Annotated in this window: 11 protein-coding genes and 4 tRNA genes; 2 read left to right on the plus strand and 13 right to left on the minus strand. The window is 39.5% G+C overall.

Annotated features, from left to right (window positions below; genetic code table 11):
* Complete coding sequence (locus tag Q9Q86_RS01260) at positions 1 to 1188, plus strand: hypothetical protein (protein WP_112986574.1); 1188 nt, start codon at positions 1 to 3, stop codon at positions 1186 to 1188.
* Between the two features lie 3 nt (positions 1189 to 1191).
* Here Q9Q86_RS01260 and Q9Q86_RS01265 read toward each other — a convergent pair whose 3' ends face one another.
* The 12 genes from Q9Q86_RS01265 to Q9Q86_RS01320 all read right to left on the minus strand — a co-directional run bounded on the left by Q9Q86_RS01265 (position 1192) and on the right by Q9Q86_RS01320 (position 9264).
* Positions 1192 to 2982, minus strand: a complete 1791-nt coding sequence (locus tag Q9Q86_RS01265; RefSeq protein WP_112986575.1) for a patatin-like phospholipase family protein — start codon at positions 2980 to 2982, stop codon at positions 1192 to 1194.
* 190 nt (positions 2983 to 3172) lie between these two features.
* The gene (gene panD, locus Q9Q86_RS01270) at positions 3173 to 3553 is read right to left on the minus strand and encodes an aspartate 1-decarboxylase (protein WP_004914001.1); all 381 of its coding nucleotides are present in this window, start codon (positions 3551 to 3553) and stop codon (positions 3173 to 3175) included.
* 144 nt (positions 3554 to 3697) lie between these two features.
* Entirely contained in the window at positions 3698 to 4279 is a 582-nt protein-coding gene (pth, locus tag Q9Q86_RS01275; protein ID WP_112986576.1) for an aminoacyl-tRNA hydrolase, read from the minus strand.
* Positions 4280 to 4298: 19 nt separating this feature from the next.
* The gene (gene rplY / locus Q9Q86_RS01280) at positions 4299 to 4595 is read right to left on the minus strand and encodes a 50S ribosomal protein L25 (RefSeq protein WP_004913998.1); all 297 of its coding nucleotides are present in this window, start codon (positions 4593 to 4595) and stop codon (positions 4299 to 4301) included.
* A 97-nt stretch (positions 4596 to 4692) separates the two neighbouring features.
* Complete coding sequence (locus Q9Q86_RS01285) at positions 4693 to 5646, minus strand: ribose-phosphate pyrophosphokinase (RefSeq protein ID WP_004913997.1); 954 nt, start codon at positions 5644 to 5646, stop codon at positions 4693 to 4695.
* Between the two features lie 37 nt (positions 5647 to 5683).
* Positions 5684 to 5758, minus strand: a tRNA-Gln gene (locus Q9Q86_RS01290).
* An 85-nt stretch (positions 5759 to 5843) separates the two neighbouring features.
* Positions 5844 to 5918, minus strand: a tRNA-Gln gene (locus Q9Q86_RS01295).
* Between the two features lie 18 nt (positions 5919 to 5936).
* Positions 5937 to 6011: transfer RNA gene (locus Q9Q86_RS01300), tRNA-Gln, on the minus strand.
* A gap of 25 nt (positions 6012 to 6036) precedes the next feature.
* Positions 6037 to 6111, minus strand: a tRNA-Gln gene (locus Q9Q86_RS01305).
* Complete coding sequence (ispE, locus tag Q9Q86_RS01310) at positions 6110 to 6943, minus strand: 4-(cytidine 5'-diphospho)-2-C-methyl-D-erythritol kinase (RefSeq protein WP_112986863.1); 834 nt, start codon at positions 6941 to 6943, stop codon at positions 6110 to 6112. Before ispE ends, Q9Q86_RS01305 begins: the two co-directional genes overlap by 2 nt.
* A 16-nt stretch (positions 6944 to 6959) precedes the next feature.
* Positions 6960 to 7541, minus strand: coding sequence for a lipoprotein insertase outer membrane protein LolB (lolB, locus tag Q9Q86_RS01315; RefSeq protein ID WP_112986862.1), 582 nt, complete (start codon positions 7539 to 7541; stop codon positions 6960 to 6962).
* Between the two features lie 4 nt (positions 7542 to 7545).
* Complete coding sequence (locus Q9Q86_RS01320; RefSeq protein WP_112986861.1) at positions 7546 to 9264, minus strand: tetratricopeptide repeat protein; 1719 nt, start codon at positions 9262 to 9264, stop codon at positions 7546 to 7548.
* A gap of 79 nt (positions 9265 to 9343) precedes the next feature.
* Between Q9Q86_RS01320 and hemA the strand changes: the two genes are divergently transcribed.
* On the plus strand, positions 9344 to 10627 hold the full coding sequence (hemA, locus tag Q9Q86_RS01325) for a glutamyl-tRNA reductase (protein ID WP_004952643.1): 1284 nt from the start codon (positions 9344 to 9346) through the stop codon (positions 10625 to 10627).
* Between the two features lie 4 nt (positions 10628 to 10631).
* Here the strand turns inward: hemA and Q9Q86_RS01330 are convergent, their stop codons facing one another.
* Positions 10632 to 12515, minus strand: coding sequence for a DNA primase (locus Q9Q86_RS01330; RefSeq protein WP_112986860.1), 1884 nt, complete (start codon positions 12513 to 12515; stop codon positions 10632 to 10634).
* Between the last annotated feature and the right edge of the window lie 68 nt (positions 12516 to 12583).

Consider the following 12583-nt stretch of genomic DNA (forward strand, 5'->3'; position numbering starts at 1 on the left):
ATGACAAGATTAGCTGTTGAAGCTGAAATTATAAAGCTGGCGCATATTTTGGGTGTTTCACAAACACAGCTCAATTTTTTAAAACCTTTGGCTCCAGAGAGCCTACGTCAGTTTCGCTTTGGAATAATAGAACAATTACAAGATCAACAAAAAAACAGATTTCGCTCTCTTGCTGTATGGGTAAATTGGTTACCAAGTTGGTTAAACGTATTTATCGTAAAACGCTTTTTATCGCCATTGATTGTTGCTCAAATTGCATCGCATCTTTCTACAGAAAATTTATATCAAATCGCTAAACATTTAACACCCAAAATGCTTGCCGATATTGCAGTTTATCTTGACCCTCGTTTAGCAAGAGAATTATTGATGTTGTTAACGACGCATCAAATAAAAGATATCGCTCGTATTTTACTTGAGCAACGCGATTTTGTGACGATGGGACGCTTTGTTGGCATGTTGGCGGACGATGTTGTTCGAGATATCGCAGAAATGATTGAAAAGGAGAGCGATTTACTCGAAATCGTCTTTTATATTGAGTCAAGAGAACGTATTGATCATTTAGTGCATGTCTTGCCGAAAGAGCGGATACAAAAAACGTTATTAATTATTTGTGATTCTTCTCAACGCCTCATATGGCCAAAACTCTTGGCACTTATGACGCATATTGGTTATAGCTTGAAGCAAGAGCTAGGTGACTTGGCTGTTCAGCAAGGGGAAAGTGTGATTAATGCGATCATTCAAGCTACGCAGGAAGATGAGCTATGGGAAGATATGCTGCCTGTGGTCGCTTGTTTGTCGAATCACGCACAGAATTTTGTCGCCAATTTACCAGCCTTGAGACAGGTTGAAATTATTCAAAGTATCGTAGCTGCAGCTGATCAGTGTAATTTATGGACTGATATGCTTGTAGTTGTTACGTTTATGCAAGATGAAGCGAGAGAAGCTGTTGCTGAGGCAATATCACAAATTGATGAGGAGGTCTTGCATCATATCGCTTATGCATCTTTATTAAGATCACAATGGGATGTCACTTTTGACATTATTCGCCGTATGCCAATTGCAAAGCAAAAGCTGTGTCAGAGCATTTTGAATGGCTACATGCAGCAGCTCGATGAAGAAACCTATCAATATCTAGATCATTTATTAGATCAATATGGTATTGGATTGAATTCGATCACTGAGCAGTGATAATCAGGCAGAGGGGAGTGTATCTCGGATAGGAACCAAGGTTTCTAATGCATGCTCATACCCAAGTTCAACCAATTCATCAAGCCGATGCCAGTCAAACATTCCAATCCCATCTATGGGCATGCGTATATGTAAATTAGCGCGCTCTATTGCTGCTGCTTGAATCATTGTGTCACTAGCAAGTGTCGCTGTACGCATTAAGATTTCTGCAAGACGTGGAGCTCTTAATAATTTATCTTTAATAATTTTATTCCAGTTCAATAAGGCACTTTGATCAGGTTCATTCAATCCAATGCCTGGAACACGAATGTCATCATGTGAACTTACGTTACTGGCAATAATCGCACCACGTTCCAAATTTTGCATAACATCAGTAGGTAGATTATTAATCACACCTCCATCGCATAATAAATTTTCATGCCACGCCACAGGTGGAGCAACGCCAGGAACACTCATGCTGGTTCCTACCCAAGTCGCAAGTTCACCTTGATCATGAATAACTGCTTCACCTGTAGAAAGATTGGTAGAAATACAGTAGAAGGTTTGTTTCAATTCTTCAATTCGACGATGCCCAAAAATAGCCTGCAAACGTGCATGAAAGCGTTGCCCACGAATCAATGAAACTTTAGGCATGGTGTAGTCATTGAGGTAATTTCGAGCAACAAATGTTTCATATGCAATATGTTTCATTTCTACACTATCGAAGCCACAAGCGACCAAAGCAGAAATGAAGGCTCCCATGCTGGTTCCGCCAACAATATCAATTGGGATATGCAGTTGCTCTAATGCTCGTATCAACCCAATATGAGCAAAGCCACGTGCACCGCCCCCGCCTAATACGAGCCCTAAGCCTTGACTAGTAATTTGTCTTGCGATCGCACGAATATCTGTTTCAGACCACGGGTGAATAAAATAATGTGCTTGAGCACAATATAATTTCTTCCATTGCAGAGTGTAAGGTGAGGGATCACCTTCAGAGCGTAATAACACCAGTTCAATTGGATTTTGCCAATCATATTGATTTAAGACATCAACTAAGGGGCTGTGAATCGGAGATTGATTTGCTTCCGCTAAAATTAAGATTCGGTCTGCTTGGTGCAGACAGCGCTTTGCCCATTCATCATCAGGTCGATCTGCAGCATATAATACATAACAATGCTTTTCTTCAAGAATAGCTAGCCATTGTCTTAACTTTAGATCTTCTGAACTGTAGTCTAATTTTGTTTGACTAAATCCCTCTCCAAATAAGGCATCGACATGTGCTGCAGTTACGACTCTTACATTGGGCCAACGTTTTAAATGTTCAGTCAATTGTTCTGCAAGATGAATTGCTGGAATCTGCATTGCGATCGGGATGATTGAAAGTGTTCTGCTATGGCTCATTGCGTGAATATGCTGCAATTCAGGCTGAGAACGGGCAATGATCATTTGAGATACAGCAAATAAAACTTGAGGGTGTTTTTGTAGAAACGCAGTAAACTGCTGTTGGGGAATCTCTATAAGACAAGTATCTCGAGTTGCGATTACACGGCCATGATGAGGTTGGTTGGAAATAACACCCATTTCGCCAACGATTTCGTGACGACCTAGATAAGTAGATAAATTGGTTCTTGTTGTTAATTTGACTCGTCCATGAGCAATAATATAAACATGAAGAGGGAGATCATCTAAATCATAGAGCTGATGGCCCGTTTGTAAATGCTTTACAGAGCAGAACTGAGCTAGATCTATTAAAGATTCAGGTTCTAATTCATAGAATAATTTTACTTTGCTGAGTGTTTTTATAATATCCATATGCTTTCATTCAATTCATCTTTATTGTCTATTTATTTAATGAATCTGAACAATATTTTGCAAGTGAGGTTCAGTAAAACCTATCGATAGTTTGACGCATTTTTGTATTTATTTGGACATATCAGAAAATATACCCATAAAAAAAGCCAGTACACGATGACTGACTTTTTTGGGAATCTTGTGTTTTGTATTAAGCAATCTGTACAGGAATGCAGTTCGCTGTATGATTTACAGTGTTGTCTGGATTTGCATACACTAAGCGTGGCTTATGAAGATCAGCTTCTACTTCAGTAAAATCACCAAATGTAGCAATAATGACTAAATCACCAACATCAGCTTGATGAGCAGCACCACCGTTCACAGAGATAATGCCTGAATCATCTTCACCGCGAATTGCGTAAGTTGTAAAGCGTTTACCGTTAGTTACGTTCCATACGTGGATTTCTTCGTATTCACGAATCCCTGCTAAGTCCATTAATACACCATCAATTGCACAAGAACCTTCGTAATGAAGTTCTGCATGTGTCACAACTGCACGGTGAATTTTACATTTTAATAAACGAGATAGCATGGCTAGCGTCTCCTGAGTAAGACCTAAGATGAATATCTTATGGTTGACTTGTCACGTTTCCGCAGGGTGTAGGCGGTTTGATGCGCATTTTGCGCTTAAAAACACAATATGGCAAGCGTGATTGTTCAACAATTCAGTTTAAGTTTAAGCGGGTTTGTAAGCATTAATTTGATTCATCGCTTGTGAAACTTGTCCATCAACAAGCATTTTCACTTTTGAAAGCGCATGATCAATTGCTGCATCCATTAAATCTTGTTCACTGCTAGGAGCTTTGCCAAGCACATGACCAGAAACACGTTCTTTGGAGCCAGGATGTCCAATTCCAATACGTAAACGATGGAAGTTAGGACCGATATGCGGAACAATATCACGAAGACCATTATGTCCACCGTGTCCGCCACCTGTTTTTAAACGAATTATGCCAGGATCCATATCCAGTTCATCATGGGCGATTAAGATCGCTTCTGGTGTGACTTGATAAAATTTGGCAAATGGCACAACACTTTGACCTGAACGGTTCATAAATGTTGTTGGTAAGAGTAAGCGTACGTCATGGCCTTCAATTTGACCACGACCAGTGAACCCATGAAACTTTGGTTCTGCTTTTAAAGAGATACCATAACGATCAGCAAGATGTTCAACGAACCAAAAGCCTGCATTATGGCGGGTTTGGGCATATTCCTTACCAGGATTACCCAAACCAACAATTAGCGAAATATTTGACACTAATTTACGCCTTTAACACTTATGCGCGTTTGAAGTCAGCGTGCATAGGAGTGTTTTTAGCTGGGTGACGTTGTAACGCTTGGATTTTAACGTTTTCAACTTTATCACCGATCTTGATTTCGATCACTTCTTCGAAGAATTCGTTGCTTTCTAAAGCTTTAACGATTTCACGAAGTTCTAAAGTGATTGTTACAGGTTCAGCGCTACCACCGTAGATGATTGCTGGAATTTGTGAAGCATGACGAAGGCGGCGGCTCGCACCTTTCCCTTGTAGTGCAGCTTCACGTGCTTGAGCGTTTAATACGAAGTTTGCCATGGGCATATCCTCATTGAGATTATGAAACTAAACTTGCGACCAGTTTAGTGATAGAAAAACCCTAGCTAAGCTAGGGTTTAAGAAAAAAGCTGGGCTATTATAGATAACTATCGAACATAGCGCTAATAGATTCTTCGTTGTTAATACGACGAATTGTTTCAGCAACCATGCTAGCTACAGATACTTGGCGAATTTTACCTAAGTTCAAAGCTTCATCAGAAAGAGGAATCGTGTCGGTAACAACAAGTTCATCAATAACAGAATTACGAAGATTATCAATCGCTTTGCCAGATAAAACAGGGTGAGTTGCATAAGCAATAACACGGCGAGCACCAAATTGTTTAAGTGCATCGGCAGCTTTGCAAAGCGTACCTGCTGTATCTACCATGTCATCAACAATGACACAGTCACGATCTTTTACGTCACCAATCAAATGCATCACTTGTGATTCATTTGCTTTTTGACGACGTTTATCGATGATAGCTAAATCAATATCACCTAATTGTTTTGCAACAGCACGTGCACGAACAACACCACCAACGTCAGGTGAAACCACCATAAGGTTGTCATGTTGTTGTTGACGTAGGTCTGCCAATAACGCAGGCGTTCCGTAGATGTTGTCAACAGGAATATCAAAGAAACCTTGAATTTGGTCTGCGTGTAAGTCGATCATTACCACACGGTCGATCCCAACAGTTGTCAACATATCTGCTACAACTTTAGCCGTAATCGGTACACGTGCTGAACGTGGACGACGATCTTGGCGAGCATAGCCAAAATAAGGAATAACTGCAGTAATACGACCAGCACTTGCACGACGCAAAGCATCTGCCATTACCAAGATTTCCATAAGGTTATCATTGGTTGGTGCGCAAGTAGATTGAACGATAAAAACGTCTTTACCACGAACATTTTCAGTAATTTCAACTGAAATTTCACCATCAGAAAACTTGCTTACAGAAGCAGCACCGAGTGGAATATGTAAATGGCTTACGACTTTTTGGGCGAACTGTGGATGAGCACTTCCACTAAAAACGACAAGATTGGGCATGAAGCACCCTTGGCGGTTGGCTTATAATGAATTTGGATGGCAGGGGCGGCTGGATTCGAACCAACGGATGGCGAGATCAAAACCCGCTGCCTTACCACTTGGCGACGCCCCTAATGCGGCAGAACTTTAATCGTTTTGCATGATAATGTCAATATGATTGAACAGGTATCAATATAAAACAAGTCTGTCTAAAGATATGGCAGGGGCGGCTGGATTCGAACCAACGGATGGCGAGATCAAAACCCGCTGCCTTACCACTTGGCGACGCCCCTAAATTTGATGATATGTAATGGCAGGGGCGGCTGGATTCGAACCAACGGATGGCGAGATCAAAACCCGCTGCCTTACCACTTGGCGACGCCCCTATTACATACATCTACAGGTGAAAATTGGCAGGGGCGGCTGGATTCGAACCAACGGATGGCGAGATCAAAACCCGCTGCCTTACCACTTGGCGACGCCCCTAACGTGTAACTTTGAAATGTCTTAAAGGTGATTCTGCTAAACTGTTGACCAAGTAAGCTTTACAAGGTGCATTTTGCAAAATCTTCTTTGTATCCATTTCACTGGTTACTTCAGTAAAAACACAAGCACCTGTACCTGTAAGCTTTGCTAGACCAAATTGATCTAAATATTGCATCGCTTCTTCAACTTCAGGGTATAACTGTCGAGCCAGAGGTTCGAAATTATTTCCAAAGCTAGAAGGTTCTAACTGATAGGCGCAAAATTTAGTGATCTTAGAGTCTCTTGTCAATGTTTTTTGTGAAAATAACAATTGAGTGCTGATAAAACAAGCAGGTTTTAAAATAATGAATTGTTTTTGATCTAAGTCTATGAATGATAAATGTTCACCTATGCCTTCTGCCCATGCATTTCGACCATAAATGAAGACAGGAACATCTGCACCAAGTTGCACACCATATTCAGCCAACTGTGTTTCATTTAAGCCGCATTCCCAAAGTTGATTGAGCACAATCAGTGTGGTTGCGGCATTGGATGATCCACCACCAAGACCAGCACCCATAGGAATATTTTTCTCTATCAAAATTTTTAGTCCACACGGTTTTTTTGCATGTGGGCGTAATAATTGTGCTGCACGATAGATGAGATTTTGTTCAAGTTGAACTTCAGCAATACCTTCAATCTGTATTATTTCTTCAGACAAATTTTCAAAAGTCATCCAATCATATAGGTCAATCAATTGAAAAATTGTCTGTAATTCATGGTAACCGTTCGCTCGACGACCAGTAATATGCAGAAATAAATTTAATTTTGCAGGTGAAGGTACTCTAATCATAGATTAATTTAATCAATTATCGATTTTGAATCACCATTGTAATACGGTTTTCTTTATCTTCCGCAAGTGGTTGTTTGAGTAATAATTTATTTGGCAGCATTTGTGCATCGTTATAACTAAAATCAACTGTCCAACCATCTTCAATGAGTTGCTTCAATCTATTATTTTCATCTTTTATGATTTGCGCATTTTGAGTCGCAGGTTTGGCTTGTACCCAATACGTCAAGTGCATAATTGGTGCTTGCCATCCTGTAGCTTTTTCAAGTAATTCTTCAGGTGTGGTCGCTGAAATAAGTCCAGTTTTTGCACTATTTAGTGTGACTTCACCAGGTTTACCTTGAATTTGTGTTTTTCCAACACCTAGGATTCCAGTTAATTCAATATCAAATTCATCTTGTTGCTGTGCCCATGTAAAGAATGCACTGCCAGATTGCTGCGGTGTACGAACCCCAATTTTGCCTTGTAAGTTAAAATTATTTTCATCTTGAACTTGCGGTGTCACGATTGGTTTTTGGGGTTGAGTTAAGCTTTGACAACCACTAAGTAATAAAATACTTGAACTACAAATCGCAATGCATAGTTTTGACAATGAGCGCATGAATTTAACTCTTTTTTACTGTGACAGGTAAGATTAAGCCATCAAGTTGTTGTAATTGTGGGGCATTTACATGTTTTTGTTTTAATTGATGTAACACATCACTAAATTGAGTGAGAGCACCTTGCATATACAAGGCTTTGGCATATCGAATTCCAATATTTACATTCTGGCTAATTTCATACGCTTGCCCAAGGACTTTGACTGCGGTATCAAAATCATTTTGTAAAAATGCGATATAACCTAGTGTATCTAAAATTGAAGCTTGTTCTGGTGCAAATTCTAGTGCGAGTTCCGCATATTTTCGTGCCTCTTTTAAGCGACGATTTTGTAAAGCAAGGGTATAGGCGTATGCATTAAGATAGGTTGGACTGTTTGGCTCAATTGCCAATAATTGTTTCAGAGTCTTATCTAATTTATCTCGATCAGTGAAAGGATCAAGCAGAAGTACTTCTGAATAAATGAGTTCAGGATCATCTGGCAAATTCTTTATTGCTTCATCCAGTAATGCTAAAGCCGCTTTTTTATTATTCATTTTCTTTAAAATATCAGCTTGTGCTTGATATAAGAAACTTGCATGTTGAGGATAATTCACACGCTCTTGGGTTAAGAAGCGTAGTGCATCATTCAATTGTTCTTGTTTTTCAAAAATAGCAATCATATTGCGTCTAGACACGATATATAAACTGCCATCTACTAATCGATAATATGCCTTTGCTGTTTCATAATGCTGTTTGCGTTGAGCATTGATGGCTAAGTAGTAATATGCTTCATTTTGATATTTGCTTGAATTACGCAAATCGACTAAGTACTGTTCTGCTTTTTCATATTGTTTCAAATCAATACTGGTTAAGCCTGCAATAAACAGTGCTTCTTCGGCATTTGGATGATCTCTTATGACATCTTCAAGTTTTTCTAATGCTGTTTGTTGATCATTAATCTGAATGTAATAACGTGCTTCCGCTAAACGAATATCGAGATTTTCTTTATTCTTGCGGCTTGCTTTAGCAAACCATTTTTGGGTTGCTTCATCATCTTGTAAAGCCATTAGCAGGTTGGCTTTCATTAAAATAAAACTAGTCGACTTAGACCGTTTACGCAATGCACGGTTAATATTCTTAAGCGCTTGCTCATACAAACCATCTTGCGCTTCTAGACCTGCAATCAAAGCCAATATTGAAGGATTGTCTTTTTCTGTGCTGGCACGTAAAGCATTTAATAAGATTTCGCGATCTTGAGCATTCTCAGGTGCAATTCCAGCCAAAATTTGTTCTAGATCAGAAGTAGGATCAATATTAAGGATTTTATCTAAGGTTTTTGCCGCAAGCTCATATTCATGCGTTTTCAATGCAATATGTGATAAGTAAAATAATGCTGGAACATCTTTAGGCTCTTGTTCAACCCAGTGCGTTGCAATATTTAATGCAGCTTGCAGATCATTGTATTCAAGAGCAACATCTAATGCGCGTTGCTTAATGGTTGTAGAGTTACTACGAATGGCAAGAACGGTGTAATTGTGTAATGCGGTTGCAATATCATCATAAGCAAGGGAAAATTCAGCAATCATGCTCTGTTGTAGTGCATTCTCAAAACTTTTGTCAGCATACATATCGTGTATTGCTTGTGCAGAGACATAAGAGCTCATGCTACCTAACAACAAGATTGTGGTAGAATACCGTCGAATCGTCTTGCCGCTAAAGTTATTACGGCGATATAGCTGACGCAATTTTTATTGATCCAAAGTAATGCTTTTTATGACACCGATGTTGCACAATAACATAAATTTAGCGAAATGATGATCTGATATGTCTTTCTTTGCATTGGGTGTCAACCATCAAACAGCTTCTGTTGAACTACGTGAGCAAATCGCTTTCAATGCAGAGCGGTTAGCTGCGCTATTGCAGGAGCAACGTCAACATCCTTCATTGAAAGATATGGTGGTTGTGTCTACATGCAACCGCACAGAAGTTTATGCCATGACAGAAGACGCGGATAGCGTCTTAAACTGGCTTGCCCAAGTGAATAATATTGATGTAAAACAATTAACTCATCATGTTTATCGTTACGAAAACGCTCAAGCTGTTACACATTTAATGCGTGTTGCCAGTGGTTTGGATTCGCTGATGTTAGGCGAACCACAAATTTTGGGACAGGTAAAAAGTGCTCTGGCCTTATCAAAAGATGCTGAAACAGTATCCCCAGAATTGAATAGTGTTTTTGAATATGCTTTCTACGCAGCAAAGCGTGTACGCTCAGAAACATCAGTCGGTAGCCATGCCGTATCAATGGGTTATGCCGTTGCGCAACTAGCATCACAAGTATTTAGCCACCCAGAGAAAATAACGGTAATGATTGTTGCTGCGGGTGAAATGAATACTTTAGTTGCCAAGCACCTCGCTGAAATGGGCGTGGCTAAAATGTTAATTTGTAATCGCAGTCGTGAACGAGCAGATCTTCTTGCTCAAGAAATTGCCCATCAAGTAGATGTTGAAATTATTCCTTTCAATGAGTTAGCACAAAATTTATATCGAGCAGATGTTGTTTCAAGTTGTACAGGAAGTTTGCATCAAGTGATCGGATATGCAGATGTTAAATCAGCATTGAAGAAACGGCGTTATCAACAAATGTTGATGGTGGATTTAGCAGTTCCACGTGATATTGATCCAAAAGTTGAGTCACTAGATAACGTTTATTTATATGGCGTAGATGATTTACAAAGTGTGATAGATGAAAATCTAGCACAGCGTCGTCAAGCTGCTGTTGAAGCTGAAGTAATGGTAAATCAATTAGCGACACAATTGATTACTCAGCAAAAAGTTAAAGAGGCGGGCGGAACGATACAAGCCTACCGCCAACATAGCGAAGAAATGAGTCAAATTGAATTAGAACATGCCATGGATGCATTACAACATGGACATCCGCCTGAGCAAGTTCTGCAAGAGTTTGCTCATCGTTTGACGCAAAAATTGATGCATCCGACCTCCATTTTATTGCGTGAGGCGGCTAAAGCTGAGAGTCCTGATTATTTTGAATGGCTACAGCAGCATCTTCATGAAGTATTTGAGCATGAGCGCAAGCCAAAACAATAAAAAATTAGGATAGTAAGCGTAAGCTAATTTGCTTAGTTAATTCATTCAATTGCTGACGTAAGTTGCGTGATTCAATCAGTGTAATTGGTGATTTAAGTTTTAATCTTAAATATTTTTCCTGTAAACCTAGAGCATATTCCTTTGCTAATTTATCTGCAATTTCAGGTGCCTGAGTTAATGATTGAATATTGGTGCGTTGCATAATATCAGCAATCTCATAGCTAAAATTGCTACATGCACCGAGTACATAATAAGTAGCTAACTCTTGATCATCAGGTAGATCATCAAACACGATATTTAGTACGGCTAAAATCTTGGCTAACAATTCTGTTTGATCAATCACCGCACGTAATTCTTCAAAATGGATATAAAGATAGGGGTGATGCATTAAAATAGCGATCGCAAAATCTTCATCTTTGGTTTGGATATTAAAAGAAAGCGAAGCATCATGACTAATTTGTGGGGTAAAGCGTTTACCCAAGCCAAGTTTTTCACGGAAAGATTGGGTGAGCAAATAACGGAAAGAACCATGTTTGGGTAATAACTCCGTTAATTCTCGTAGTTCTCCCATGACTAAACTTTTACCTTCAGGTGTGCTGACATCATGTTGCCCTGTTAAATGGGCAAATACGAAGTCAGACAACAGTGGTGATTGTTGAAGTAGCCTTTGGAAGTTTTCTAAACCTTCTCGACGAATCAAAGAGTCAGGATCATGCTCATTGGGTAATACAAAAAACTTTAATTCACGCCCATCATTAAGAAGTGGTAATGCGATTTCTAATGTACGACGTGCTGCTTTTTGACCTGCAGTATCACCATCGAAAGCGATTGTGATTCGCGAATTTTGCTTAAATAATGTGGTTAAGTGATCTGCATTACTTGCTGTTCCAAGAGTGGCGACAGCACCATTAATGCCATATTGCTGCAAGGCGATGACATCCATATAACCTTCAACCATCAACCAATCATTGGCTTTAAGTTTACGGCCCTCATATAAACCATAAAGTAATTGGTTCTTGTGAAAAACTTCTGAATCAGGTGAGTTGATGTATTTGGGTTTAATTTCATCATTTAATGCACGACCACCAAAACCGACCACACGTCCTTTGTGATCACGGATCGGGAAGATCACACGTTCGCGTAACAAATCAAAATCACGTCCACTATCACTAGATCGAATTAAGCCAAGTTGCTTTAAGCCTTCAATATCTTGAGGGAAAGCTTTTTCTAAATGCTGCCAGTCTTCGGGCGCGTAACCTAAACGCCAAAATTGAATGGTTTGTGGTGACAAGCCGCGCTGCTTAAAATAATTCTGAGCTTTTTGACTATTAGGTAGCTGACGCTCATAAAATTGAGCAACATTTTCAAGAAGGTCATATAAATTGCCTTCTTGTACATTTTCTTCAAATGAGAAAGACGGATCAAACTGCGCAAAGGGATCATCTATGAAACGATCCATATCTACAAAGTGCCCATCGGTATAGTCATCAACAGCAGTAGGCGGAGTTGTATGGGGCTCTTGTGCTACAGTTGGTGCTGTTTTTGTAATAGTCTGAGAACTACGTTTGTAGGATAGTTTTTTATTATCTTGGTTATCCTTGGGTAAATCGATACCTGTTTTATCAGATAGTTCCTTCATTACATCAACAAAGTTACGACCATCAATATCCATTAAAAAACGAATAGCATTGCCATTTGCCTGACAACCGAAGCAGTGATAGTACTGTTTATCACGGTAAACGTGGAATGAGGGGGACTTTTCTTGATGGAAGGGACAACAGCCAGAATAGGTACGCCCAGTCTTTTTTAACTTCACACGTTGACCAATCAAATCGACAATGTCGGTTCGATCTAAAATCTGATCAATCGTATGTTGTGGAATCGCCATGTGCATTTAACCATTCAGGTAGAAAGTGAAATATTTTGCCGAGCAAAATGTCAGAAATTATTGTTGCA

Origin of the sequence: Acinetobacter sp. A22, from assembly GCF_030913345.1 — a bacterium.
GTDB lineage: Bacteria > Pseudomonadota > Gammaproteobacteria > Pseudomonadales > Moraxellaceae > Acinetobacter > Acinetobacter junii.